At 68.2% G+C, this 25,103-nt stretch carries 22 protein-coding genes; 9 read left to right on the forward strand and 13 right to left on the reverse strand.

Translation table 11 applies throughout. The features are described from left to right. Positions 1-5 precede the first annotated feature (5 nt). The 3 genes from EV651_RS38640 to EV651_RS38655 all read right to left on the reverse strand — a co-directional run bounded on the left by EV651_RS38640 (position 6) and on the right by EV651_RS38655 (position 2,138). Complete coding sequence (locus EV651_RS38640; RefSeq protein ID WP_133790733.1) at positions 6-221, reverse strand: hypothetical protein; 216 nt, start codon at positions 219-221, stop codon at positions 6-8. Between the two features lie 29 nt (positions 222-250). After that, entirely contained in the window at positions 251-571 is a 321-nt protein-coding gene (locus tag EV651_RS38645; protein ID WP_133790735.1) for a hypothetical protein, read from the reverse strand. A gap of 427 nt (positions 572-998) precedes the next feature. Beyond that, positions 999-2,138: an OmpA family protein gene (locus tag EV651_RS38655; protein WP_238157477.1), complete on the reverse strand. Its 1,140-nt coding sequence runs from the start codon at positions 2,136-2,138 to the stop codon at positions 999-1,001. A gap of 231 nt (positions 2,139-2,369) precedes the next feature. Between EV651_RS38655 and EV651_RS38660 the strand changes: the two genes are divergently transcribed. Next, positions 2,370-2,924: a winged helix-turn-helix domain-containing protein gene (locus tag EV651_RS38660; protein ID WP_133790742.1), complete on the forward strand. Its 555-nt coding sequence runs from the start codon at positions 2,370-2,372 to the stop codon at positions 2,922-2,924. A 106-nt stretch (positions 2,925-3,030) separates the two neighbouring features. Here EV651_RS38660 and EV651_RS38665 read toward each other — a convergent pair whose 3' ends face one another. Next, complete coding sequence (locus tag EV651_RS38665) at positions 3,031-7,467, reverse strand: S8 family serine peptidase (RefSeq protein WP_133790744.1); 4,437 nt, start codon at positions 7,465-7,467, stop codon at positions 3,031-3,033. A 259-nt stretch (positions 7,468-7,726) separates the two neighbouring features. Between EV651_RS38665 and EV651_RS38670 the strand changes: the two genes are divergently transcribed. Further along, entirely contained in the window at positions 7,727-8,335 is a 609-nt protein-coding gene (locus EV651_RS38670) for a winged helix-turn-helix domain-containing protein (RefSeq protein ID WP_133790746.1), read from the forward strand. A gap of 25 nt (positions 8,336-8,360) precedes the next feature. Continuing rightward, a complete protein-coding gene (locus tag EV651_RS38675) occupies positions 8,361-9,524 on the forward strand; it encodes a threonine synthase (RefSeq protein ID WP_133790748.1) in 1,164 nt (387 codons plus the stop codon). Between the two features lie 64 nt (positions 9,525-9,588). Here EV651_RS38675 and EV651_RS38680 read toward each other — a convergent pair whose 3' ends face one another. Both EV651_RS38680 and EV651_RS38685 read right to left on the reverse strand, forming a co-directional pair. Next, positions 9,589-9,960, reverse strand: coding sequence for a hypothetical protein (locus EV651_RS38680; RefSeq protein WP_133790750.1), 372 nt, complete (start codon positions 9,958-9,960; stop codon positions 9,589-9,591). Between the two features lie 131 nt (positions 9,961-10,091). Beyond that, positions 10,092-12,080, reverse strand: coding sequence for a maltotransferase domain-containing protein (locus EV651_RS38685; protein ID WP_133790752.1), 1,989 nt, complete (start codon positions 12,078-12,080; stop codon positions 10,092-10,094). A 460-nt stretch (positions 12,081-12,540) separates the two neighbouring features. Here EV651_RS38685 and glgP point away from each other — a divergent pair, with 460 nt between their 5' ends. Next, positions 12,541-15,135: an alpha-glucan family phosphorylase gene (gene glgP / locus EV651_RS38690; protein WP_133790754.1), complete on the forward strand. Its 2,595-nt coding sequence runs from the start codon at positions 12,541-12,543 to the stop codon at positions 15,133-15,135. Between the two features lie 152 nt (positions 15,136-15,287). On the opposite strand, the gene EV651_RS38695 is transcribed toward glgP, so the two are convergent. Beyond that, positions 15,288-16,718, reverse strand: a complete 1,431-nt coding sequence (locus EV651_RS38695; RefSeq protein WP_133790756.1) for an MFS transporter — start codon at positions 16,716-16,718, stop codon at positions 15,288-15,290. 49 nt (positions 16,719-16,767) lie between these two features. Here EV651_RS38695 and EV651_RS38700 point away from each other — a divergent pair, with 49 nt between their 5' ends. Further along, the gene (locus EV651_RS38700) at positions 16,768-17,370 is read left to right on the forward strand and encodes a TetR/AcrR family transcriptional regulator (RefSeq protein WP_133790758.1); all 603 of its coding nucleotides are present in this window, start codon (positions 16,768-16,770) and stop codon (positions 17,368-17,370) included. On the opposite strand, the gene EV651_RS38705 is transcribed toward EV651_RS38700, so the two are convergent. The 4 genes from EV651_RS38705 to EV651_RS38720 are packed head-to-tail and all read right to left on the reverse strand — an operon-like array spanning position 17,367 to position 19,891. Next, positions 17,367-18,239, reverse strand: a complete 873-nt coding sequence (locus EV651_RS38705) for a transglutaminase family protein (RefSeq protein WP_133790760.1) — start codon at positions 18,237-18,239, stop codon at positions 17,367-17,369. The genes EV651_RS38700 and EV651_RS38705 overlap by 4 nt on opposite strands. Beyond that, complete coding sequence (locus tag EV651_RS38710; protein WP_133790762.1) at positions 18,239-19,063, reverse strand: MerR family transcriptional regulator; 825 nt, start codon at positions 19,061-19,063, stop codon at positions 18,239-18,241. Before EV651_RS38710 ends, EV651_RS38705 begins: the two co-directional genes overlap by 1 nt. Positions 19,064-19,070: 7 nt before the next feature. Further along, positions 19,071-19,481, reverse strand: coding sequence for a hypothetical protein (locus tag EV651_RS38715; protein ID WP_202870719.1), 411 nt, complete (start codon positions 19,479-19,481; stop codon positions 19,071-19,073). Further along, positions 19,478-19,891 (reverse strand): MarR family winged helix-turn-helix transcriptional regulator, encoded by a 414-nt coding sequence (locus EV651_RS38720; protein WP_202870720.1) that lies wholly within the window; start codon positions 19,889-19,891, stop codon positions 19,478-19,480. Before EV651_RS38720 ends, EV651_RS38715 begins: the two co-directional genes overlap by 4 nt. A gap of 118 nt (positions 19,892-20,009) precedes the next feature. Between EV651_RS38720 and EV651_RS38725 the strand changes: the two genes are divergently transcribed. Genes EV651_RS38725 through EV651_RS38735 form a run of 3 tightly spaced genes read left to right on the forward strand, consistent with a single transcriptional unit; the run spans position 20,010 to position 21,396 of the window. Further along, complete coding sequence (locus EV651_RS38725; RefSeq protein ID WP_133790764.1) at positions 20,010-20,453, forward strand: DUF3995 domain-containing protein; 444 nt, start codon at positions 20,010-20,012, stop codon at positions 20,451-20,453. Then, the gene (locus EV651_RS38730) at positions 20,450-20,938 is read left to right on the forward strand and encodes an RNA polymerase sigma factor (RefSeq protein WP_238157479.1); all 489 of its coding nucleotides are present in this window, start codon (positions 20,450-20,452) and stop codon (positions 20,936-20,938) included. The genes EV651_RS38725 and EV651_RS38730 overlap by 4 nt, the downstream gene beginning before the upstream one ends. Continuing rightward, positions 20,935-21,396, forward strand: a complete 462-nt coding sequence (locus EV651_RS38735) for a hypothetical protein (protein WP_202870721.1) — start codon at positions 20,935-20,937, stop codon at positions 21,394-21,396. The genes EV651_RS38730 and EV651_RS38735 overlap by 4 nt, the downstream gene beginning before the upstream one ends. Here the strand turns inward: EV651_RS38735 and EV651_RS38740 are convergent. Beyond that, positions 21,377-21,730 carry a hypothetical protein gene (locus EV651_RS38740; RefSeq protein WP_133790766.1) on the reverse strand — a complete coding sequence of 118 codons (354 nt, stop codon included), beginning with the start codon at positions 21,728-21,730 and terminating at the stop codon, positions 21,377-21,379. The genes EV651_RS38735 and EV651_RS38740 overlap by 20 nt on opposite strands. A 61-nt stretch (positions 21,731-21,791) precedes the next feature. After that, positions 21,792-23,819, reverse strand: a complete 2,028-nt coding sequence (gene glgX, locus EV651_RS38745) for a glycogen debranching protein GlgX (RefSeq protein ID WP_370354100.1) — start codon at positions 23,817-23,819, stop codon at positions 21,792-21,794. A 201-nt stretch (positions 23,820-24,020) separates the two neighbouring features. Between glgX and EV651_RS38750 the strand changes: the two genes are divergently transcribed. Continuing rightward, the gene (locus EV651_RS38750; RefSeq protein WP_133790770.1) at positions 24,021-25,043 is read left to right on the forward strand and encodes a Gfo/Idh/MocA family protein; all 1,023 of its coding nucleotides are present in this window, start codon (positions 24,021-24,023) and stop codon (positions 25,041-25,043) included. The last annotated feature ends 60 nt before the right edge of the window (positions 25,044-25,103 follow it).

Here is a 25,103-nt window from a genome sequence, read left to right on the forward strand (position 1 = left end):
TGGGGTCAGTTGTCGGGGACGTCGATGTCGACGACGAGTTGTTCGGGGGCGCCGGAATCGGCTACTACGCGGGCGATCTGGACGCGGAGGTCGTCGAGGGAGGACTCGCGGGTGTCGCCTTCGCCGGAGACGAAGATGTCCGGGGTGAGCGCGGCCTCGGCGATCCAGGTGCCGTCCTCGTCCTGGCCGACGATGAAGGGAAGATGGAGCTGGCGTCGCACGGTCTCTCCCTGGGTTGTTCGCGCGAGGGTCAGTCGCGCGGGTCCGCGGCCTTGCGCGGACGGCGGGTGTACTTGGTGAAGCCGGCCCGCTCGGCGTCGGCCTCGGTGCGGAACCAGACCTCCGGCTTGGTGCGGCCGTAGTACGGCGAATCGGGCGTGTGGAAGAGCATCGACTGCGCGTTGCCCTTGATCGTGAACCCGTCGGGCGGGCCTTGATGCGGCACCGCATCCGCTGATCCCTCGCCGTACCTTCCAGCTGGTACGTCGGTTGGCGCGTCCGGAGTCGTGTCAGCAGTCGGCTGGATGTGGTCGAACAGCGTCTCCTCCTCACCCATCAACTGCGAAAACACCGGCCGCTCAACCTCCCCACGCGAAGCCGCGGGCGCTGCCGGAGCTGCAGGTGTCGGGTCCGGCTCGGCTGATGATGCCGCCGTCGGGGCAGCCTCGGCTTTCGGGGACGCAGTCGGTTGCTCGGCAGGTGGTGCCGGAGTGGTTCGCTCGGCCGCTGGTGGGGTTGGTGCGGGGTTCGGGGGAGAGGAGGCCGTGGTGTTGGGGATTGCGGGGGCGGGGCGGCGGCGGTCGAGGAGGACCCAGGTGATGCCTGCGCCGACGACGAACGCGAGGAGGGAGCCCAGCCAGTTGTCTCGGAGTAGCCAGCCCATCAGCGTGCTCCTCCGGCCGAATGGCGGACGAGTCGGTGTACCAGCCAGGCGGCGGCGCTGCCCAGTACGAACGCGACCAGCAGCAGAATCCAGGTCTCGGCGATCAGCCAGCTCATCAATTCCCCTGTACTACTCGGATCTCGGCGCGGCGGTTCGCGACCCGCCCGGCGCCGGTGGCGTTGGATGCGATCGGGAACGCCTCGCCGTACCCGTGCGCGAGGATCCGGTCCGCGCCGACCCCCAGCCGCACCAGTTCGGCCTTCACCGCGGCGGCCCGGCGCTCGGACAGCGGCAGGCTGGTCGCGGGTGAGCCGAGGTCGTCGGTGTGACCGGCCACCTCGACGCGCACCGTCGTACACGACTTGAGGACGGCGGCGGCCTTCACCACGGACGGCTTCGACGCGTTGTTCACGATCGACGTACCGGACAAGAAGTTGATCGGGTACCGCCGGCTGAACTCGGCCAGCCGGGTCGGGAAGGTACGGCACGGTTCGCTGACCGCGCTCTTCGGCGGCGCCGGCAGCGCCAGTTCGTCCGCGATCACCGCACCCGGAACGGCGGTCGCCGCGGCCCGGCCGATCGTCGCCTTGGTCGCCTGGTCCGGTACCTGACCGGACAACGTGACGTTGTCCCCGTCGTACCGCACCGAGGCGTCACCGCCGCCGATCGCCAGCGCCCGCAGCAGCGCGGACACCGTCGACGCTTCGGCGAGACCGTTCGCGGCGTCGATCGTCGTGCGGTCGTCGTACTCACGGTCCTCGCCGAGCACCTGGTCGACCTCGGCCGCGATCGCGTCCTTGACCGCCTGGCTCCGCACCGGCGCCTGCACCCGGATCGACCGATCCGTCCGCCCGAGCTCGAACGCCGGTACGTCGGATTGCGGCGGCGTACTGCTGCTGGTCGGAACAGGCGTCGGCGTAGATGTCGGCGTAGATGTCGGCGTAGATGTCGGCGTAGAACCGGCCGCTTGCCCGTTGACGAGCTCGACCGACCGCACACCGTCGACACCCGACACGACCTCCCGGACCACCGCCGGATCCACGCCGGACGGCACGGTGACGCGCGCGTTCCGGCCGTCGAAGTCGACGCCGCCGGTCTCGATACCGCGCGCCTTCAGGGCAGCCGTCGTACGTTCGCGGAGATCGTCCTCGGTGGTGCCGGCACGGGCGGGAATCAGCACAGCCGTCAGCAGTACAGGGACTGCGAGGGCCGCGAGCAACCAGATGACGAGCGGCCGTCGAACGAGACCGGGCACTGTTCCTCCGTGGGTGCGGTCAGAGTGACCGTGCGCGAGGAGACTACTCCGCTTGGTGGGCCGATCGCACACCCGTCCGGGGAGCGTCGCCAGGATTTGCCAAGGTTTGCCTGTCCTGTCTCGGACAGGACGCATATGTGCCAGCCCACGGAGCGGTGAATCACTTGACTTAGTTCGCGCCGTGAACCGTACTTATGGCGGGCCGGTTCGACTGGGAGGGGCGAGCTTGTGATGCCGATCGAGAGGCCGTCCGATTCGTCATTGATCATCGGTGTGGCCGCGTCCACGGCCGAACGAGTACAGCTGGCCCGCCTGCTCGGCGGGGCCGACGCGCTGCTGCTGGTCTCGAACGCCGACCAGGCCCGCGCGTTCCTGGAGCTCACGGGGGTGACGGTCGCACCGAGCGCGGCTGTCAGTGCGACGGGCGTGGTGGCCGACGTACCCGCTGTGCCACCTGCGGAGCGCCGCATGCAGGCGGTGCGTGATCCTGAGCCGGTCGCCGAGCTGCGGCTGGACGTCCACCGCCGGGTGGTCCGGTGGAAGGACCGCGAGATGCCGCTGACCCGGCTCGAGCACGACTTCCTGCACTGCCTGGTAGCGGAACCCGGCCGGGTCTGGACGTACCAGCGCCTGCACCACGCGGTCTGGGGCAACGAGCACCTCGGCCACGGCTCGCACATCCACTCGGTCGTCAAACGCCTCCGGCAAAAACTCCTCAACCTCGGCGCCACCGTCACCATCCACGCCGTCCGGGGCGTCGGCTTCCACCTCCTCCCCACCACCTGACACAGCCGTTCTCCGGAACATTTTCGCCACCTGGTGACGAAAAAGTTCCGGAAAGGGCTCGGCCCCCGGACCGTGACGGTCCGGGGGCCGAGCTTTTACCGGGTGCTTACTTGATCGACTTCAGGGCGAAGTCTTCGGTGACGGGGGTGCCGGCGACCAGCTTGGTGGTGCGGGTCTGGGGCTTGTAGCCGTCCTTCGCGGCGATCAGGGTGAGCGGGTTGTTGCGACGGTCGAGCCAGTAGGCGTACTTACCGTCCTTGTCGGTGATGAAGGTGTAGGACTGGGCCCACGAGTCCACCTCCACGATCGCGCCCGGGAGGGCGGCGGAGGCGCCGGACGAGCTGACGCCCGTGACGGTGCCCTGCAGCTTGCTCCACGTGGTGGGCGGGGTGACGGTCATCGTCACGCCGACCGGAGCGACCGTGTAGGGGGTGTTCTCGCCGATCGTCACGGCACCGCTGTAGGTGCCGGGCTGGTCGACGCTCGCGGAGAGCGTGACCTTGACGGTCGTCGACTGTCCCGGGGCCAGGCTGACCTCGGTCTGGTCGATGGACATCCAGCTCACGTCCGCCGACGACTCGGAGCAGTCCTCGAGACCCGGCAGGGCCTCACTGTCCGCCGTTGCGTTGAAGCTGCCGGACGAGCCGCCGATCTTGTAGAAGCCACACGCGGCACCACCGCGGTACCGCGGCAGGTTGGCGTTCGGCAGCGCGGTCCAGCTCGCCGACGACGGGTCGTACGCGAACCCGGCGTTGGTGACCGCACCGGCCTGGACACCGCCGACGATCAGCAGCTTGCCGCCGGCGACGGCGTACGACGCCGCCCAGTGGTCGGACGGTGCGTCCGCGATCGCAGTCCAGGAGTCTGCACTCGGGTCGTAGACGTACGCCGACTTCTGCGAGGTCGCGCCGTCGTTGCCGCCGGCGCAGTACAGCATGCCGTCGATGGCGCCGCAGGACGCGAACGCGACCGACTTCGGGTAGTTCGCCAGCGTCTCCCAGGCGTTGGCCGCCGGGTCGTACCGCACCACGGTGTTGCTCATCGGGGTGCAGTTGGCGGTGGTGCAGCCGCCGACGGCGTACAACTTGCCGTCGAGCACTGCCTGACCGGCCGCGGCCCGCGGGGCCGGGTTGGCAGCCAGTGCGGTCCAGGCATTGGCGGCCGGGTCGTACGACCAGGTCTCCGGCGCCGGGCCCGACGGTCCCCAGCCGGAGCTGGCGACGATCTTGCCGCCGATCACACCGACGGTGATGGCGTTGCGAGCACCCGGCAGCGGGGCGATCGCGGTCCAGGCGAGGGTCGCCGGGTCGTACACGTAGCTGTTCGCGGTCGACGCACTACCGTTGCCACCGGCAATCGAGTACGTCTTGCCCTCGAGGCTGACCACCCGGTTGTCCATCACGGTCGCCGGGTAGTCGGCGATGTCGGTCCACGGAGCCGCCATCGGCTTCGCGGCGGCCGTCCCTGGTGACACAGCGCCGGTCTTGCCCGTCAGCATCTGGGCGAACGAGGTGTCCACGGCGAGCCGCTGCAGCGGGGCGCCGGGCCCGTTCTCCACCTGGGCCTTGGTCGTCGTGCTGCCGTTCGCGTTCTGCAGGACGAAACCGCCGTCCTTCTCACCGAACTTCACGTCGACATCGGCACCGCCGGTGTTCTTGACGGTGAACGACTTGGTCACCTTGCCGGTCGGCAGCTTCAGGCTGCCGCTGACGGCACCCGGCGTGACGGACAGTTGGCCGGCCTTCAGCGTGAAGTCGGCAGTGGTCGTCCAGTCCGCCTCGACCCCGACGGTCGCGGTCGAGCTGACGTAGTTGCCGGCCTTGGCGGTGAAGCCCTGGTCGCCGTCAGCGGACGAGTACAGCCAGTAGAAACCGTCGTTCAGACCGGTGTCCTCGGGCGTTGCAACGGTCGTCCCAGAATCCTTGCCAGCCTCGGTGCTGCCGTCACGGGTGACGACGGCGCCGTTCACGAAACCGCTCGTGTTGGCGTCCTTGACGTTGCCGACGACGATCCCGCCGCCGGTCGCCACACAGGTGACCTGGCTACCGATCAGGACGTTGTCGACCTGCCACCACCATGCGTAGTTCGCCTCGTAGTAGTGGAACCGGACCTTCACGTTCGCCTGCCCGGCCGCCTGCGGGATCGCGAGTTCCTTGAGGCCGGTGCTGTTCGCGGTCTGCTGCAGCACGTTGGTCCAGGTGGCGCCGCCGTCGAGGGACAGGTCCACGTCGGCCTTGTCACCGAGACGCTTGAAGTCCTGGTTGAACCGGATCACCGGAGCGGTGACCGAGCTCAGGTCCACGACCGGGCTGACAAGCGAGGAGTCCTGCGACTGGCCGCCGCCGTACTTGTCGCTGTCGATGACCGCGAACTTGCCGCTGCCACCGGTCAGGTTGCCCCGGTTGCCCGGGTCGTCGAACTTCCAGACCTGACCGTTGCCCTTGTTGTCGACGACGGTCCAGCCGCTCGGCGCGGCACCGGAGTCGAAGGTCTCGTACACGCCGTCCGAGCCCCACTTGTAACCGGGCGCGGTGCTGCACGAGTCAGCGTCTGCCGGTACGGCGATGTTCTTCGTCAGGTTGCCCGTGCCGACGGTGATCGGCTGGCTGACGGTCTGGTAACCCGGGTACTTCGACTCGACCTTGAGCGAGTACGCCGCACCGGACGGGACCTTGAGGCTGTACCGGCCGTTGCTCGGGGTCGTGTAGTCGAACACGCCACCCGGGCCCTCGACCGACACCTTCGCGTACAGCGGCCAGCCGTGGCCGGAGCCGTCCGTGACGGTACCGCCGACGCTCACCTGCGGCGTGCTCACCAGAGCAAAGTTCTTGGTGGTGGTCTGACCCGTGGTGATGGTGGCGGTGGCGGTCTGCGTCGCGTAACCGAACGATGCGACCGTCAGGTTGTAGTCGCCGGCCGGCAGCACGGTCGAGTACGTGCCGTTGCTGCCGGTGGTCAGCGTCTTGTCCGGCTGGCCGGCTGCCTTCACCGTCACGCTGGCGCCGGCGAGAGCGGCGCCGCCGGTGGCGGCGGTGACAGTGCCGGAGAGCGTGCCGGTGTCGCCGATCGGCGCCGCGTTCAGGAGCGCCAGCGCGTCCAGACGGCCCTGACCGAAGACGTTGTTGTTCGCGTCGGTGCCGCCGCACTGGCTGTTCGGCGTGTCGATCGCGGTCGAGTTCAGCAGCGCCCGCGTTGCCGCGACGTCACCCTTGAGGGCCGGCGAGGCAGACCACAGCAGGGCGACAGCGGCGGTCAGGTGCGGTGTCGCCATCGACGTACCGTTGAAGGCGCCGTACGTGTTGCCCGGCAGGCTGGAGCGGACGTTGACACCCGGGGCCGAGATGTTCGGCTTGATGGTGCCGTTCTGGCCCACACCGCGGCCGGAGAACGACGCGATGTTGTTGTTGATGTCGTAGGCGCCGGCCGAGTAGTTGCTCGTCAGGCTGCCCGGTGAGCCGGACGTGTTGCAGCCGCCCTCACCGCTGTTGCCGTTGGCGAACGTCCCGAAGATCCCGGACGCGGTCCAGGCCAGGGTGATGTCCTCCATGAACGGGTCGTTCGACGGCAGCGTGGAGCCCCACGAGTTGTTGATGACGTTCGGCCGCTTGCTCGCGTCCGGGTTCTGCCCGGCGAGGTCGGTCGGCTCGAGCATCCACTGGCCGGACGTGATCAGCGCGGCGTCGCTCGGGCAGCAGCCGTTCGCGGCGATCCACTTCACGCCCGGGGCGACACCGATCTGGTTGCCCGCGCCGTCGTCACCGACCATGGTGCCCATCGTGTGGGTGCCGTGGCCGTTGCCGTCGGCCGGCGCGTTCGGCGAGGTGCCGGCTGCGTCGAACCAGTTGTAGTTGTGGTTGAAGGTGCCGTCACCGTTGTTGCCGCGGTACTGGTGCACCAGCGCCGGGTGGTCGTACTGCACACCGGTGTCGATGCTGGCGACGACGATCCCCTCGCCCTTGTCGCCGTACTGCGACCAGACCTGGTTCGCCTTGATGTTGGCGACGCCCCACTCGACGGCCTGGATCGCCTTCTCCTGCTGACCGGGCGTGACCTTCGGTACCTCGATCTGGACGGGCGCGTACAGGCCCTCGACCTCGGTGTGACCGGCCAGGTTCTGGGCGAGTTCGAGCGAGCCGTTCTCGATGCGGATCGCGTTCGTGCCCCAGAAGGACTGGTACTTCACATGCTGCGCGTCCAGTTCGGCGCGGATCTTCGCCTGGCTGTCCGCGGCGGCCTTCTTCAGCGCGGCGGCCACCGCGGTGCCGCGCTCGTTCCAGTTGGTGATCTTGCTCGCGGCGGTCAGGTCGGCCTTCGCGGCGAAGCGGACCCAGTAGTCCGTCGCGGACTTGGCGTCCTTGCCGTCGAGCTTCTGGAGAAGTTCCGGCTTGATCTTGGAGGCGGGTGTGGCCTCCGGTTTGGTGGGCGGTCCAGAATCAGGTACAGCCTGGGCCTGGCCTACCGAGGCCAGGCTGGTTGCGACGACTGCCACCGTCGCGAGGGCGCCCGCCAGTGATCTGGCGAGTCCCTTTCGTTGATGTGACATCTCTGCAGCCCCTCACTTGAAACGACCCCGAGTCGACTCCCCCGAGTCATTGCTGCAGGAGGGCGTGTGAACGCTCAGTGCCCCCCAGGTCGCGGTATGTGACACCGCAAGCTTGACGTGGACCTTATGTGTCAGAACAACGTGGTAACAAGCACACTTGGTGAGCAACTTGTGACTAGCTGTCGCACCGATCGAGGCAAGGTGGGCAAACGTTGGCATTCCGTTGACGATCCCAGGCAGATGTTGACATCGTGATCAGATGGTCACCGCCCGTGAACCCGCCCCTACGGACGCCGATCTGACCACCACTGGATCAGGAGCGTTCCCGTTGCTCATCGCGGTCGCGGCCTCACCCGAGCAGCGCGTCCGGCTGGCCGAACTCGTCGACGACGTCGCGCCGCTGCTCCTGGTCTCCAGCCTCGACGAACTGCGCAGACTGCTGGTTCCCGCTCAGCAACCACCGCCCGCCGCACCTGGGCAGCCTGAGCCACCGGATCCCGATGCGGTCGATGCCACCGCGGTCCATGCGACCGGCGAGGACTCCGAGGCCGACGTACTCACCATCGATCGGGCTCGTTCGACGGCTTGCTGGCGTGGTGACGAGATCCAGTTGACCGAGCTCGAGCAGGAGCTGCTCAGCCGCCTGATGTCCGCGCCGCTGCGGGTCTGGTCGTACGACGCTCTGCACCACACCGTGTGGCGGGACCGGAACATCCGCGGCACCGCCGACGTGCACTCGGTGGTGAAGCGCCTGCGCCGCAAGCTCGACGACCTCGGTACGACGGTCACCATCGACGCCGTCCGCGGTATCGGGTTCCGGCTCACCGATCGCCAGCGCCCGATGATCACCGATCTGCGCGCGGGGTAGTTCGCGCGGGGTAGTTTCTGTTGTCGTGACCTTCTCCGCGCTGAGTCATCTCGAGTGTCCTCGCTGTGGCGCCACCCATGACGCCGATCAGATCATCGGCCTGTGCCCGTGCGGATCGCCGCTGCTCGCGAGGTACGACGTACTAGCGCTTCACAAGGACGATTTGGTCTCGCGCGGGCCTGACCTGTGGCGGTATCACGAGCTGTTGCCGGTGCGCTCGCCCGAGAACGTGGTGACGCTGGGGGAGGGGATGACGCCGCTCCTGCCGTTGCCGCGGTACGGCGCCGAGCTCGGGGTCGATCGCCTGCTGATGAAGGACGAGGGGCTGATCCCGACCGGGACGTTCAAGGCGCGGGGCGCCGCCGTCGGGGTGTCGCGCGCGTACGAGGTCGGCGTCCGGAAGATCGCGATGCCGACGAACGGGAACGCCGGGTCCGCCTGGGCCGCGTACGCCGCGCGCGCCGGGATGGAGGCGTTGATCGCGATGCCGATCGCCGCGCCGGAGATCTGCCGGCGCGAGGTGACCGCGGTCGGCGCGCGGCTGCAGCTGATCGACGGGCTGATCGGCGACGCGGCGGCGTACGTCCGGTCTTTGATCCAGGACCAGCCCGGGTATTTCGACGCGTCCACGCTGAAGGAGCCGTACCGGATCGAGGGCAAGAAGACGATGGGCCTGGAGATCGCCGAGCAGCTGAACTGGCAGCTGCCCGACGTGATCGTCTACCCGACCGGCGGCGGCGTCGGCATCATCGGCATCTGGAAGGCACTGAACGAACTCCGCGACCTCGGCTGGATCGAGGGACCGTTGCCGCGCCTGGTCGCGGTCCAGTCGACAGGCTGCGCCCCGATCGTCCGCGCCTGGGAGAAGGGCCTCCCCGAGAGCGAGCCCTGGCCGGACGCCCGAACCGTTGCCTTCGGCATCACCGTCCCGAAGGCCCTCGGCGATTTCCTTGTACTCCAGGCGATCGCGGAGACGGGCGGCTGCGCGATCGCGGTCGACGACGAGGACATCCTCGCCGAGCAACATCAGGTCGCACAGCTGGAAGGCACTTTCATCTGCCCCGAAGGCGCCGCCAACTTCGCCGCCATCCGCTCGCTCCGCGACTCCGGCTGGATCCACGCTGACGACCAGGTAGTAGCCCTGAACACCGGCGCCGGGCTGAAGTACCCAGAAACCGTCCCGATCTGAGACGATTGCGCCGGTGGGACGAGGCTCCGTCGCACCGGCGCGTTGTAGGTTGTGGCCCGTCGGATCAGGCCGGATGGCCCGAATGATGCAACAGACCGGCGTGATCGATCAGCTCGATGGCCAGGACGACCAGGATCGACCCCATGAAGACCGCCAGCAGCACCTCGGCCGCTGCCGTCTCCGCGAGGCCCACCGCGACGATGCCCAGTACTGCGGACAGCATCGCGACCCCGGCCTCCATCCTGCCGATCCGTCCTCGATCGTTGCTGCCACGAATCACCCAGAACGCCACTGCACCGAGCAACAGCCCGAGCGCGGACATTCCTCGCGGATCCTTGAGGAACGGCATCTCTCCGTTCAGCAGGTATCCGACGTAGGGAACCATGACAGCCGCGACGAGGAGTGTCGCGACAAGATCTCTCGCCTTCAGCCTCATCGAACATCACCTCCTCCCACCTACGACTCCAACCTATGGCGACGGGTGAGGGAGTCACAGCGACAGACGTCCGGCTTCGGTTCGCCGAAGGTCCACTGCCGAGTGGCCCTTCGGCGAGTCCAACTGCTTGCCTAGGCTTGGCCGCGGCGGACGGCGAGGATGTGGGCTGGTTCGCCGTTGGGGTCGAGTTTGACGTAGTTGCTCTGGCCCCAGCGCCAGGTGGCGCCGGTGATTTCGTCGTAGACGGTGAAGGTGTCTTCGGGGCGCATGCCGAGGGCGGTCATGTCGAGGTGGACCATCGACTCGCGGACCGAGTGCGGGTCGGTGTTCACGACGACGATGACGGTGTCGCTGTGACCGTCGGGTGCCGTCGAGCGCTTCGAGAAGCACATGATCGCTTCGTCGTCGACCGTGTGCAGCGTCAGGTTGCGCAGTTGCTGCAGGGACGGGTGCCGGCGGCGGATGTTGTTCAGCAGCGTCAGGTACGGCGCCAGCGAGCGGCCCTCGGCCTCCGCGGCCTCCCAGTCCCGCGGGCGGAGCTGGAACTTCTCGGTGTCCAGGTACTCCTCCGAGCCGGGCCGCAGTGCGACGTGCTCGAACAGCTCGAACCCGGCGTACACACCCCAGGCCGGTGACGACGTCGACGCGATCGCCGCGCGGATCTTGAACGCGCCGGGACCGCCGTACTGCAGGTACGCCGTGAGGATGTCGGGCGTGTTCACGAAGAAGTTCGGCCGTAGGAAGTGACCGGTCTCCTTGGTGAGCTCTTCCAGGTACTCCTCCAGCTCCCACTTCTCGTTGCGCCAGGTGAAGTACGTGTACGACTGGTGGAACCCGACCTTCGCCAGCTCCTGCATCATCGGCCGCCGGGTGAACGCCTCGGACAGGAACACCACGTCCGGGTCGGTCTTGCGGATCTCGCCGAGCAGGTACTCCCAGAAGTTGACCGGCTTGGTGTGCGGGTTGTCGACCCGGAACACCGTGACGCCCTTGGAGATCCACAGCCGGACGATCCGCAGGACTTCGGCGTAGATGCCTTCGGGGTCGTTGTCGAAGTTGATCGGGTAGATGTCCTGGTACTTCTTCGGCGGGTTCTCGGCGTACGCGATCGAGCCGTCGGCGCGCACCGAGAACCATTTCGGGTGTTCCTTCACCCACGGGTGGTCCGGCGACGCCTGCAGCGCCAGGTCGATCGCGACCTCGAGACCGACCTCGCGGGCCCGGCCGACGAAGTACTCGAAGTCCTCGAAGGTGCCGAGTTCGGGGTGGATCGCGTCGTGGCCGCCGTCCTCGGAGCCGATCGCCCACGGCGAACCCGGGTCGCCCGGCTTCGGGTCGAGGGTGTTGTTCGGGCCTTTGCGGAACGAGTGCCCGATCGGGTGGATCGGCGGCACGTAGAGGATGTCGAAGCCCATCTTCGCGACCGCTTCGAGCCGCCGCGCCGCGGTCCGGAACGTCCCGGACTTCCATTCACCGGCTTCTTCGTCGTACGTCGCACCCTCGGAGCGCGGGAAGAACTCGTACCAGCTGCCGTACAGCGCGCGGGTCCGGTCGACCCACACCGGGTACGTCTCGGAGGAGGTGATCAGCTCGCGCACCGGGTAGCGACCGAGGGCCGCCCGGACCTGCGGGGAGATGCCCGCGGCCAGCCGCGCTTCCGGCGGCAGCGCACCGTTCGCCAGCGCGTGCGCCGCGTCGCTCAACGTTCCGCGATCCGCGCGTACGGCGGGTGGCACGCCGGCGGCCGCGCGGTCGAAGAACGCGGCACCCTCGGCGAACATCAGGTCGACGTCGAGGCCGGCCGGGATCTTGATCTCGGCGTTGTGCCGCCACGTCCCGTACGGGTCGCTCCAGCCCTCGACCGCGAACGTCCACGCGCCCTGCTCCTGCAGCGTCACGTCGACGGTCCATCGGTCGCTGCCCTGACCGACGGGGCTCATCAGCATCCGTCTGGTCTGTCCCGACGGCGAGGTCAGTACGACGTTCGCGTTCACCGCGTCATGTCCCTCGCGGAACACAGTGGCCGCGATCGTGAACGTCTCGCCGACCGCGGCCTTGGCCGGATACGCTCCGGCGTCGACGGTCGGGGTGACATCGGTGATCGGGATGCGCCCAGTCATCGGTGTGATGGCGTGAGACCCCGTCGTACATGGCGAGGTCGAGGCGCCATCTCCCTCCTTTCAGGTTTTGTCGGTTGGGTCCGATAGGGTCGTCACTGGTTGCGATAGCCGAGCAACCGGCAGTTGCTGGGCCAGCAGTGAACCGCGGCCGGGCGGGCCGTGGCAGTGCGGGGAGCCTTCTTGCGCAATAAGGCACGGCTGTGAACCGCGAACCTCAATCCGCAAGGGTTGGAATCCCCTGCCTTCGGGTGGTGGGAGGACGTCAAGGCGTAGACGAACCTTCGTTTGTCGATGTGCGGATCAGGTCGGTGGGAACAGGTAACGCCAGCTAATTGCAGGACTGACGTTATCGGTTCCCACCATCCGCCTGTGACACACGCCGCTGCAAATTCTTGCTCGCGTTGCAAGATCGATGCATCCCGAGGGTGTCTTGCTCGCCCTGGGCTTGTACGGTGTCCCGGTGCGAGCGATACGACGATTCTCCGTCCGCCCTGTCCTGCCCGAGCCGCTGACCGGTCTGGGCACCCTGGTGAACAACCTCCGCTGGGCCTGGCACCCGGAGACGCAGGACGTCTTCGAGGCTGTCGACCCGCAGCTGTGGCGGAGCACCGGTGGTGACCCGGTCAAGCTGCTCGGCGAGGTCCCGGCGGCCCGGCTCGACGAGCTGGCCAACGACCACGCTTTCCTGCGCCGGCTGGAACTGGCTGTAGCCGACCTGGACAGCTATGTGACCGAAGACCGGTGGTTCCAGACCGCGGGCGGTTCGCCGCTCGACGCGGTCGCGTACTTCTCCCCGGAGTTCGGCATCACCCACGTGCTGCCGCAGTACTCCGGCGGTCTCGGCATCCTTGCCGGTGACCACCTGAAGGCAGCCAGCGACCTCGGCGTCCCACTGATCGGCGTCGGCCTGCTGTACCGGCACGGGTACTTCGCGCAGTCGCTGAACCGTGAGGGCTGGCAGCAGGAGCGTTACCCCCTGGTGGACCCGGACGGGCTGCCGATCAGCCTGCTCCGGGATGGTGACGCCCCCGCGACCGTGACCCTGACGCTGCCCGGCAACCGCGAGCTGCACGCGCAGATCTGGGTCGCCCAGGTCGGCCGCGTGCCGCTGCTGATGCTCGACTCCGACATCGAGGAGAACGAGCCGTCGGAGCGCGAGGTGACCGACCGGCTGTACGGCGGTTCGACCGAGCACCGCCTGCTCCAGGAGCTCCTGCTCGGCGTCGGCGGTGTCCGCGCGGTCCGCACGTACTGCCGGATCACCGGCCACGCGGCGCCCGAGGTGTTCCACACCAACGAGGGGCACGCCGGCTTCCTCGGCATCGAGCGGATCCGTGAGCTCGCCGCCGAGAAGGATCTCGACTTCGACACCGCGCTCGAGGTCAACCGCGGCGGCACCGTGTTCACCACGCACACCCCGGTCCCGGCCGGTATCGACCGGTTCCCGGTCGAGCTGATCCAGCAGCACTTCTCGCCGGACGTGTTCGGCCCGGAGGTCCCGGTCGACCGGATCCTCGAGCTGGGCGCCGAGGACTTCGAGGGCGGGGACCCGGCGCTGTTCAACATGGCGATCATGGGGTTGCGGCTGGCGCAGCGCGCGAACGGCGTGTCGAAGCTGCACGGTGTGGTCAGCCGCGGGATGTTCGCGGGGCTGTGGCCGAGTTTCGACTCGACCGACGTGCCGATCACCTCGATCACGAACGGCGTCCACGCGCCGACGTGGGTGGCGCGTGAGATCCACGACCTGACCTACGCGAACTACACCGCCGACGGCGACTCGGTGTTCGAGGGTCTGGACAAGACCACCGACGCGCAGATCTGGGAGACCAAGCGGCTGCTTCGGCAGCGGTTCATCGACGACACCCGTTCGCGGGTGCGGCAGTCCTGGATCAACCGCGGCGCCAGCGAGGCCGAGCTCGGCTGGGTCGACTCGATCCTCGACCCGGACGTCCTGACGATGGGCTTCGCCCGGCGGGTTCCGTCGTACAAGCGGCTGACGTTGATGCTGCGCGACCCGGCGCGGCTGAAGGCGCTGCTGCTGCACCCGGAGCGTCCGGTGCAGATCGTCATCGCCGGCAAGGCGCACCCGCACGACGAGGGCGGCAAGAAGCTGATCCAGGAGATGGTCCGCTTCGCCGACGACCCGGAGGTTCGGCACCGGATCGTGTTCGTGCCGGACTACGACATCGCGCTCGCGCAGCCGATGTACCCGGGCACCGACGTCTGGCTGAACAACCCGCTGCGTCCGTACGAGGCGTGCGGCACGTCCGGGATGAAGGCCGCGCTCAACGGCGGTCTCAACCTGTCCATCCGCGACGGGTGGTGGGACGAGTGGTACGACGACGAGTTCGGCTGGGCGATCCCGTCCGCCGAGGGGATCGAGGACACCGACCGCCGCGACGACCTCGAGGCGCACGCGCTGTACGACCTGATCGAGAAGCAGGTCGCGCCGCGGTTCTACGACGGTGACGTGCCGACCCGCTGGATCGAGATGCTGCGGCACACGATCAAGGAGCTCGGCCCGAAGGTGCTCGCCACCCGAATGGTCAAGGACTACGTCGAGCAGCTCTACGTGCCGGCGGCACAGTCGTCGCGGGCCCTCAACTCGACGTACGACGGTGCTCGTGAGCTGGCCGCGTGGAAGCAGAAGGTCCGGGCGGCGTGGCCGCAGATCCGGGTCGACCACGTGGAGCTCCAGGGCCTCGGCGACGTACCGCAGCTGGGCACGACCGTCGGGATCCGCGCCTTCGCGGCACTCGGCGACCTCGCCCCGTCGGACATCTGCGTCGAGGTGCTGCACGGTCGCGTCGACACCAACGACGAGATCACGGACCCGGTCCGCACCACGCTCTCGCTGGCCGAGACGTACGACGGCAACCGGCACCGGTACGAGGGCGAGCTGAAGCTGGACCGCACCGGCCCGTTCGGCTACACGGTCCGCGTCGTCCCGAACCACCCCGGCCTGGCGAGCGTCGCCGAACTCGGCCTCGCCGCCGGCCCGTCCGACCCGGACGACCCGTCCACCCCCGACCTACCCGCCGGCTCGGAGTTCTGAGCCTCCACCACACAAGACACACCCCCGCCTGCCTCACCAGGCGGGGGTGTTTTGCGTCCGCCCCACCACCACCTGCCGAGACCGGGGGGGGTGAACAAGTACTGGGGGCGGCGCACAGGCAATAACCTGTCTCGCGGCACCGGCGGGTGTGCTCAGGCCCGACTCCTGGCGATGCCCCAGGCAACCAGTGCGGCGGCGAGCGCGGTGAGGGTGAGGCCGGCGGTGGTGGTGGCGTGGTGGAACTGGGCGGTCTGGTGTGTGGTCCAGTTCGGGCTGGTGATGGACCCGGTGAACATCGTGGCGAGAACGGTGCCGGTGATGGCGATGCCGGCGCCGGAGGTGACTTCCGTCGCGGTGTCGGTGAGGGCGGCGCCGATCGTGGTGCGGTCCTTCGGGAGACCGCGCAGTACGTTGACTCCGGCAACGACACCGACGACGCGCATGCCGGCCGCGACCAGAACGAGCGCGATCGCGACCCACACGTAGCCGTACCGGCTCAGCGCGCCGAAGACCGCGAGCCCGAACACGACCGCCGCCGCGCTCATCCACGCCGCCCGCGCGAGACCGACCCGATCCACGAACGGCCTGATCAACGCACCGCCGGCGACCAGGACCACGACCTGCGGCAGCATCCCGATCGCGGCGAGCGCGGGCGTCCAACCCCAGTCCAGCTGGAGCTGCAGCGTCACGAGATACCCGAGTCCTGCCGTCGCCAGACCGGCAGCCGCCTTGAACGCGAGCCCGCTCGACACCAGCGGATGCGCGACCAGCTTGGGATCGAGGAGCGGGTACGTCGCTGAGCGCTCGCGGACGTAGAACAGCGCAGCCCCGACGATCGCCGCGACCGTGATCGCCCACGGACTCCACGACCCGGCGCCCTCGTCGACGAACAGTGTGGGCGCAACGAGCGCCAGCACGATCGTCGCCGTACCGAGCACTGCGCCCACGACGTCGATCGGATCGCGATGCAGCTCGGCCGGTACGTCGGGGGAGATGCCACGCTGTACGCCGACAATCGCCAGCACCGCGATCGGTACGTTGACGAGCAGCAGGACCTGCCACGGCGCGATCGCCAGCACGAACCCGCCCGCCGTCGGACCGACCGCGAGCCCGACCAGCCCTACGGTCGAGATCAGCGTCGTTGCGCGCACCCGAAGCCCATCGTCCTCGAACAGCCGGAAGCTCAGGGCGAGCGATCCCGGCGTCGTCATCGCGGCCGCGACCCCCATCGCGACCCGTACGGCGATCAGCTGCTCGACCGTGGAGACGAACGCGGTCGCGAGGCTCGCCACCGCTAGCAGTGCTAGCCCGACGAGCATGATCCGCCGGCGGCCGAACCGGTCGGCGAGCGCCCCGAACGCGAGCATCAATCCGCCGAACACGACGGCGTACGCGCCGGTCACCCACTGCAGCGCGGTCGTCGACGCGTGCAGCTCGCGCCCGATGGTGGGCAGCGCGACGTTCAGGATCGAGTTGTCGAGCATCTCGAACAGGAACACCGCCGACAGCCCGGCCAGCGCGACCCACGCCTCCCGCAACGAGCGGGGAGCGCCTGCTATGACAGTTGTCTGATCGGAGGACATGCCACTAGGTTAAGTGACTAAACTTAGTGACACAAGAGAGTGAGGTCACATGCCCAGAACCGCGGCCCGTGGCGGACCGCAGACGCGTGCGCGGATCTCGGACGTCGCCACCCGGTTGTTCCTGGAGCGCGGCTTCGATGCCGTGACGGTCGCCGAGGTCGCGCGGGAGGCCGGCGTGTCGAGCGTGACGGTCTTCAAGCACTTCCCGCGCAAGGAGGACCTGCTCCTCGATCGCGCCGACGATGCGACGGAGCTGCTCCGTACGGCGGTGCGCTCGGGTGGCGCCGACGTACTCACGTCGCTCCGGGAGGCCGTCCTGCGCCTGGCCGACGACCGCCACGCCCTGTCCGGGCTCAAGGACGGGTCGATCCCGTTCTTCGTGACGGTCGCGTCGTCGCCGGCGTTGATCGCGCGGGCCCGGGAGATCGCGGACGAGGTCCAGCAGACGCTGGTCGAGGAGCTGGCCGGCGACGCCGCCTTCGACGGCGACGCCGCGCTCCTGGCTGCGTTCTTGATCGCCGGTTACACCACGGTCCTCACCGGGACCGCCCGACGGCTGATGGCCGGCGACACCCCGGACGATGTCGCCGAGGATCATCGAGCCCGCGTCGACCGCCTCTTCGACAAACTCCGCAACGGCTTCGCGGGCTAGCCGAGGTCCTTCCAGGCAAACTCTCCACCGGCCGGGGAGGTGACGAAGGCGCGGCCCGCGTATGTCAGGCCGGGGTCGGTGCGGTACAGCTCGTTGACCTCCTTCGTCGCGGCGTCGTCTCCGTTGTCGGAGGCAAGCATCAGGTCGGCGATCCGGTCGGTCAGCTCGACGTCGGCGCCCTCCAGCGTGTCCGACATCGACCCCCAGTTGTCCCAGAGCAGAAGCTCGTCGCCGTTCAGGTGCGCGAGCTGATAGTGCACATAAGTGCGAATGAACCAACCGCCGTGCAGCTTCAGCGGAGCGTCCGGATTCGGGTCCGCGCCGAACAGATCACCGTTCAGCTCGCCGGCCCGATATCCCCGCCATACCTCGGCCGCCGACAGGAACGGTCCAGTCGGCATGTCCGTCACGTCGAACGGGAAACGCGGATCAGCCGGATCCATCTGGGCGTCGATCATCACCCACCGGTCGCCGTTCCAGTACTCGGCGACCACGTGGTCGTGGCTGAAGCCCTCGGTGAAGTAGTTCCCGAACCCGACCCGGCTGCGCGCCGGGATCCCCTTGTGCCGCAGCATCGAGACGAACAGGAGCGTGTAGTCGCGGCAGCACCCCACCACCCGGTCAACCGGTTCGCGCGGCACCGCGAGCGCCGTACCGTTGCGTTTCTGGTCCGTGGCGAGGATCGCCGACACCCAGCGGTTGTCGATCTCGGCCAGTCGTTCGCCGGTGAACTCGATGCCGCCGGCGCGGTAGTGGATCAGCAGGTTGCGGACCACCGCGGCGATCTCGGTGACATCGTCCGGCAGCGCGTCGAACAGGCCGGCATGTACGCCGGGATCGCTGGAGCGCGTCTGAATCGCGTAGTCCATCACAGGTTCCTCTCGAGAATGGGCAGTGCGATGTCGACGGCAGGTTCGTTGCGGGGGCGGAGATGGCAGTCCTGGCGGTAGACCTCGCGCGGCGGACCCGCGTCGGGGTTGCCGGACGACCGGACCCAGTCGTAGACGAGGTCGTACGCGAGCATGATCCGCGGGTAGGCGCACTCGTCCATCGTGATCGTGCAGTACGCCTCCCGATGGGCCGGCTCGACCCGGATGCCGATCCGGCCGGACGGGTCCACGAGGCCGTCGAACGGGACGCAGATCTCGACGGTCGCCTCAGCCTCCGGCGTCACTGCGCCGTGGAAGATCACCCACGAGCCCACGGTCGCGGTCGCCCCGGCAGCCCGCAGGTACGACGTGATCTCGCCGGTGCACGTCACGATCATCCCGACCAGCATCTGCTGATCGGTGTCGACCCGGATGGTGGCGATCTTCGTCGCCGGCACGTCCCGGGTGAGCACCGGTCGCGGTGCGAGCCCCGTCGTACCCGAACGCGACAGGCGGTCGCGCAGGTACTGCAACGTCGCCCGTCGGGCCGCTGTGGTCGCTTCCTCGGCCGCCCACCACCGGTCGAGCCGGATCAACGCGTCCTCGTCCGTCCCGGTGAGGACCTCGGCAATCGTGGTCAGCGGCATGTCCAACTGCCGCAGCACACTGATCCGCCGCGCCCGCTCGAGCTGCGCCTCGTCGTACAAGCGGTACCCGTTCGCCGGATCGACCTGCGCCGGTGCCAGCAGCCCCGACACGTCGTACAACCGCAGCGCCTTGTGCGAAAGCCCGGCCCTCCGCCCGAACTCACTGATCGTCAACACCGGACCATCACACCCCCTGCCCTTGGGGCAGAGTAAAGGGGAACGCTTTCACGTCTGGCTCCACCCATCCGGTCCGCGCAGCCGAAGACGCCAAGGCGCGTGAGCTGTAGAAGCGCGTCAGCAGCCGCTTGTCGAGCAGTCCCGGGTTCCGGCGTACCAGCTCTTCGAAACCCTCGCCCGGCACCTCAGCCATGTGGTACGCCGTCAGCTCGACCCACGCCCTGCTGACCGTGGCGTTGTACTTCTGCGGCACCCCGGCGTACCGAGCCGTCTTCTGGATCCCGTTACTGATCAGCTCCACCGCGCCGGCCGTTCCACACCGCCGTACGGCGAGCCACGTCAGGCGGACGTGCTCCCGATGCCCGAACCGCTCGGCGGTCGACATCACGTCACCCATCAGCTCGTCGAAGACGTTCATGATTCCGCCAACGCCTTCAGCACCCGCCGGGCCTGTTTGACCGCCGACTCCGGTACGCCGTCCAACGCTCGCACCTCCACCGCCTTGAACGCCTGGGCCACCCGTGCCGCGCTCCGGGCGCCGGCCGCGGTCAGCGAGATCTCTACGGCACGCCGGTCCCCGGTTCGTGCGGCGCGAGTCAGCAGCTCCTTGTCGGCAAGCCGATCGAGTACGCCGGTCAGCGTCGTCGGCCGCACGCCCGCCGCGACCCCTATCTCGGAGACCGTTCGCGCCCGCCCGTCCGCGAGGTTCGCGAGCACGTTCACCTCGGACGCCGTCAACCCCAGGTCGGCCAGCTCCGTTCCCAGCACCTGCAACGTCACATGCGTCGCCCGCTGCAACAGCACCAACAGCAACTCGCCACTTTCCACGGATCCAGATTATCCGAATCCGTAGTATTCGCTCATTGAGATCTGCGTCACGCAGGGGAACGTCTCGGTCGAACGCCTCCTCTTCTCAGCTGTCACGCACATCTGAGAAGGAGTCGAGATGGATTCTCGAAAGGTCTCCGCGAGCGCACACCTCCTGCTTGCGGCAGTGCACGTCTACTGGGCAACGGGCGCCACCTGGCCCGCGAGTGATGAGCGCAGCCTCTCGCTGACCGTCCTCAACATGCAGGTGAGCTTCGGCCCCAGGGTCGTGCTGCCGCTGGCTGCACTGCACCTCCTGCTGGCAGGCGCCGTCCTCACCAGTGCGAGGTGGAGACTCAGCAGGCTCGTGGTCGTCGGGCTGGTGGCCGGGCTGACCGCACGGGCGGCCGTTGGACTGGTCTGGATCACGGGCGCGATTGACACGAGTACGGCGTTCTACTGGCTCAACCTGTTCCTCTACACCCCGGTCTGTGTAGCCCTGTGCCTCGCTGATCTGAAGCTCCTCCGAGCGCGCCGGCCAGCAGCAGTCGACAGGCCGCTGCTGTCAGACTTCCTCAGGTGATCGAGGAACTGGTGCTCGCGGCGCAACGTGGTGACACGGTCGCGATGAACGAGGTGCTCGACGCGTTGACGCCGTACGTCGGGAGGATCTGCGGGCCGATCGCGCTGAACGACGGAGCCGACGCGGCACAGGAAGCACTGATCGCGATCTTCCGCGGGCTCCACAGCCTGCAGGAACCCGCGGCCCTGTTCGGCTGGGCGCGGGCGATCGCCGTCCGCGAGGCGGTCCGAGTGGCGCGCCGCGGGCAGCGGCAACGGCCCGCCGAGCTCGCGGACCTGCCGGCCGCGGACGATCCGCAGCTCGCGATCGACATACAGGACGTGCTCAGGAGGCTGTCACCCGAGCATCGGGCGGTCCTGGTACTGCGGGACCTCGAAGGAATGGACGAACAGGCAGCGGCCGCCGTACTCGACGTGCCATCGGGTACGGCGAAGTCGCGGCTGCACCGTGCGCGGGCAAGCTTTCGAAAGGCATGGAGCTCATGAACTGGCCACTGGCTGAACTGACGGACGTCGAGCGGTTCCGCGCGCTCGCGGCGGGCGTGCCGGGTGCAGCCGTCACCGAACGCGTGCTGCCACAAGATTCCGATCGGGTGCAGGCGATGCTCGCCGACCTCGACGTGTTCGCCACCATCCAGGCGGATCTGGTCTCGGCGACGCTCGAGGAGCGTGACGGCGACCGCGTCGTCGTACGGGCGAAAGGCGCCAGAGGACAACGCGCGCGCTTGGAAGGTCAGCTCCGCCCAGGGTGGTGCTGGTTGCAGAGCCGCTTCCTGATCATCGGCGTGGCAGTCGCCGCCGAACCAGGCGGTGGCACGCGGGTGGCTCTGACCGGAGGCATTCGCGTACCGGGCCGCGCAGCGATCATCCCGATCAGAGTGCGACACGAGAGCAGCAAGACGCTGGACCGGCTACAAGAGCTTCTCAGGGAGCGCGGCCAGTAGGGCGTCGGCGTGGCGGCGGTAGCCGAGGTTGTTGGGGTGGAACGCGTCTGGTGCGAGCATGCCGCGCCAGGGCGGGCGGGCGTAGCGGTGACGAAGCGCCCAGCCCCTGCGCGGTCGAGTCGCCGAGGACGACCCAGAGCGGTCCCTCGGCCGACAGCGTCAAAGAGTTCTGCTCAGTCCAGTACTCCGCATACGTCCGCGCCTGTACGTCGACGTACGCCATGCCGTCCACCCAGCGCTGGATCGCCAGCCGCGAGCTGGTCCGCTCTGCCTCGCCCCAGCGCATGATCGCGCGATGCATCGCCCCGATCGGGGTCGTCCGTTCCCGCAACATCGGTCCCCCCAGGGGTGAACAGCAGGTGACCGATGAATGTACAGGCGGAAGGTTAACGACCTCAGAGCGCGCGCAGCAGCACCAAACAGCGTGGACCGAGCGGCACAGTCGCACCGGCCTCCACCTCGGTCACCATGCTGTTGCTGGTGTCCAGCACCACCTCGTACGCCGGTGCCCACGAAGCATCCGGTACGACGACATTCCGCGTCTCGGCCGTAGCGTTGAGCGCGAGTAGGAACGAGCTATCGGTCAGGGCATTGCCCTCCGCATCAGTCGCCCGCAATGCGTCACCGCGGAGGAACATGCCGATCGTCCGCAGGTTCCCGTCGAACCAGTCCGCGTCGGTCATCTCCCCGCCGTGCGGAGCGATCCACGACAGGTCCTTGCGGCCACCGGACACGACAGGCTGCCCGGAGAAGTAGTGCCACTGCCGCAGGGCGGGATGTGCGGCACGGAGGGCCAACAGCTTCTTGGTCAGTTCGAGGTGGTCGGACCAGGTGCTCGGCAGCGACCAGTCGAACCAGGAGATCTCGCTGTCCTGGCAGTACGCGTTGTTGTTGCCGTGCTGCGTGCGCCCGCACTCGTCTCCGGCGGTGATCATCGGCACGCCGGTGGACAGGATCAGTGTGGACATCAGGTTCGCCATCTGCTGCTTGCGCAACGCGATCACGCCGGCGTCGTCGGTCTCGCCCTCGACGCCGCAGTTCCAGGACCGGTTGTCGTCGGTCCCGTCCCGGTTGTCCTCGTGGTTCGCCTCGTTGTGCTTGTGGTCGTAGCTGACCAGATCCCGCAGCGTGAACCCGTCGTGCGCGGTGAGGAAGTTGATCGACGCGTACGGGTAGCGGCCGTCGTCGCCGTACAGGTCGCTGGACCCGGAGAGCCGGTAGGCGAGGTCCTTCACGCCGTCGGAGGTGTTGCGCCAGACGTCGCGGACACTGTCGCGGAATTTACCGTTCCACTCCGACCATGGCGGGCCGAAGTTGCCCACCTGGTAGCCGAACGGACCGACGTCCCACGGCTCGGCGATCAGCTTCACCCGGCCGAGCACCGGATCGGCCGCGACCTCGGCCAGGAACGGGTGGTCGGGGATGTCGACCTCGTGCCGCTCGTTGCGCACCAGCGTGACGGCGAGGTCGAACCGGAACCCGTCGACGCCCATCTCCTCGACCCAGTACCGCAGTGAGTCCATCACCAGTTGCCGGACGTGCGGATGCGACGTGTCGATCGAGTTGCCGGTGCCGGTCACGTCGTACATCGCGGCGCCGTGGGTCAGCCGGTAGTACGCGCGGTTGTCGATCCCGCGGAAGCTCAGCGTCGGGCCGTCGAAGCCGCCCTCGGCGGTGTGGTTGTAGACGACGTCCAGGATCACTTCGATGCCCGCGGCATGGAACGCGGCGACCATCGCCTTGAACTCGGCCACCTGCTCGCCGCGCGAACCGGACGACGAGTACGGCGCGTGCGGCGCGAAGAAACCGAGCGTGTTGTAGCCCCAGTAGTTCGGCAGGCCGCGCGCCGCGATCGCCGGCTCGGTGAGGAAGTGGTGGATCGGCAGCAGTTCGACCGACGTCACGCCGAGCTCGGTCAGATAGTTGATCACCGACGGATGCGCGAGACCGGCGTACGTGCCGCGTTGGTGCTCGGGGACGTCGGGATGCAGCTTCGTGAACCCCTTCGTGTGCAGCTCGTAGATGACCGTCTCGCCCCAGTGCACCGGCTTGCTGATCGGCGGCGGCGGCGCGGAGTCGGCCACCACGACGCCGACCGGCACATGCCCGGCCGAGTCGCCGTCGGAGGAGTCGTAGACGAGCGGACTGTCGAAGTCGAGCGAACCGTCCACGGCCCGTGCGTACGGGTCGAGCAGCAACTTCGACGGATTGAAACGCAGACCGTGCGACGGGTCGAACGGACCGTGCACGCGGTACCCGTACCGCTGGCCGGCGCCGACACCCGGGACGAACCCCGTCCAGAACTCACCGGTGTGCGTGAGGTCGAGGTTCCGCTGGCTGCCGTCGTCGGCGATCAGGGCCAGTTCGACCCGTTCCGCGGCCGGAGCCCAGAGCGTAAAAGTGGTCCCATCGGTCTGGACCACTGCGCCTGGACGCGGACCGGTCTCGGGAGACTGGCCTGGAGCGCTCGGGGCGGCGGTCGCTTCTTTCACCGGGTCATTCTGCACAGTACGGCGTCAGTTCACGATAGTGAGGTGGTTGTGTTCGTGAGACGGTAGTTGCGAACGCCTGTGCGCAGTGATACGCAAGGACCGTTACTAATTTACCCATCCCCAGGGGAACACATGTCGGAAGAGTTGGCCGGTCTGACCGTCGGTCTGATCGGCGCGGGCAACATCTCGCGCATCCACGCCGCGTCCTGGAAGGCCGTCGGCGCCCGGGTCCTGGTCTATTCACTCGAAGGCGCGGAGGAACTGGCACAGCAGTACGGGCTGGAGGTCGTGCAGTCGCGGGACGAACTGCTCGCCGCGGTCGAGTTCGTCGACATCGTCACACCGTCGGCGACGCACAAGGAGATCACGCTGGCCGCGATCGCGGCGGGCAAGAACGTGATCTGCGAGAAGCCGCTGACGCTCACGGCGTCCGACTCGCACGAGGTGATCGACGCGGCCGCGGCGGCCGGCGTCCGGCTGTACCCGGCGCATGTGGTGCGGTGGTTCCCGGCGTACAAGGCGGCGTACGACGCGATCCAGGCCGGGCGGATCGGTGAGGTCGCGGTGGCGCGGTTCTACCGCCAGGCGTCCTCGCCGGCCGGTGCGGGCTGGTACCGCGACGTGGCCCGGTCCGGTGGCGTGATCATGGACCTGATGGTGCACGACCTCGACCAGGCGCGCTGGCTGTGCGGCGAGGTCACCACGGTGTACGCCGTACAGAACCCGCCGACCGTCGACGGCGTCAGCCCCGTCAATGTGGCTGCGCACGTGACGCTGACGCACGATTCCGGTGCGATCAGTCACTGCCGCGCGACCTGGGGAGCAACCGGTACGACGTTCCAGACCGGCTTCTCGGTCGCGGGTTCGAGCGGCGTACTGAAGTTCAAGTCCGACGGCGACACGGGCTACAAGGAAGAGCTGCAGACCGGCGCTACTGCCGGCGATCTGCTGATTCCCGAGTCGGCGCTGGGTGAGAGCCCGTACCTGACGCAGCTGCGGGAGCTGGCGATCGGCCTGCGGGGCGGACCGGAGCCGCGCGTTCTCGCGTCGGACGGTGCGACTGCGGTCTACCTGGCTGAGGCGGCGCGCGCGTCGATGGAGTCCGGTCAGCCGATCGACATGAAGACCTTCGTCTCGACGGGAGCAGTGGCATGAACGAGCGTAGCGAGTTCATCATCAAATACAGCCGGGTTTGTGCCTCATCGGCGCCCGGAG

It is taken from the genome of Kribbella sp. VKM Ac-2571 (assembly GCF_004362255.1).
Classification (GTDB): domain Bacteria; phylum Actinomycetota; class Actinomycetes; order Propionibacteriales; family Kribbellaceae; genus Kribbella; species Kribbella pratensis.

What these genes read in the sequence shown, in the direction of transcription:
- EV651_RS38660 (WP_133790742.1), top strand. Translation starts at nt 2,370, where the DNA reads ATGCCGATCGAGAGGCCGTCCGATTCGTCATTGATCATCGGTGTGGCC.
- EV651_RS38665 (WP_133790744.1), bottom strand. Translation starts at nt 7,467, where the DNA reads ATGTCACATCAACGAAAGGGACTCGCCAGATCACTGGCGGGCGCCCTC.
- EV651_RS38670 (WP_133790746.1), top strand. Translation starts at nt 7,727, where the DNA reads ATGGTCACCGCCCGTGAACCCGCCCCTACGGACGCCGATCTGACCACC.
- EV651_RS38680 (WP_133790750.1), bottom strand. Translation starts at nt 9,960, where the DNA reads ATGAGGCTGAAGGCGAGAGATCTTGTCGCGACACTCCTCGTCGCGGCT.
- EV651_RS38685 (WP_133790752.1), bottom strand. Translation starts at nt 12,080, where the DNA reads ATGACTGGGCGCATCCCGATCACCGATGTCACCCCGACCGTCGACGCC.
- EV651_RS38695 (WP_133790756.1), bottom strand. Translation starts at nt 16,718, where the DNA reads ATGTCCTCCGATCAGACAACTGTCATAGCAGGCGCTCCCCGCTCGTTG.
- EV651_RS38700 (WP_133790758.1), top strand. Translation starts at nt 16,768, where the DNA reads ATGCCCAGAACCGCGGCCCGTGGCGGACCGCAGACGCGTGCGCGGATC.
- EV651_RS38705 (WP_133790760.1), bottom strand. Translation starts at nt 18,239, where the DNA reads ATGGACTACGCGATTCAGACGCGCTCCAGCGATCCCGGCGTACATGCC.
- EV651_RS38715 (WP_202870719.1), bottom strand. Translation starts at nt 19,481, where the DNA reads ATGAACGTCTTCGACGAGCTGATGGGTGACGTGATGTCGACCGCCGAG.
- EV651_RS38725 (WP_133790764.1), top strand. Translation starts at nt 20,010, where the DNA reads ATGGATTCTCGAAAGGTCTCCGCGAGCGCACACCTCCTGCTTGCGGCA.
- EV651_RS38735 (WP_202870721.1), top strand. Translation starts at nt 20,935, where the DNA reads ATGAACTGGCCACTGGCTGAACTGACGGACGTCGAGCGGTTCCGCGCG.
- EV651_RS38740 (WP_133790766.1), bottom strand. Translation starts at nt 21,730, where the DNA reads ATGTTGCGGGAACGGACGACCCCGATCGGGGCGATGCATCGCGCGATC.
- EV651_RS38750 (WP_133790770.1), top strand. Translation starts at nt 24,021, where the DNA reads ATGTCGGAAGAGTTGGCCGGTCTGACCGTCGGTCTGATCGGCGCGGGC.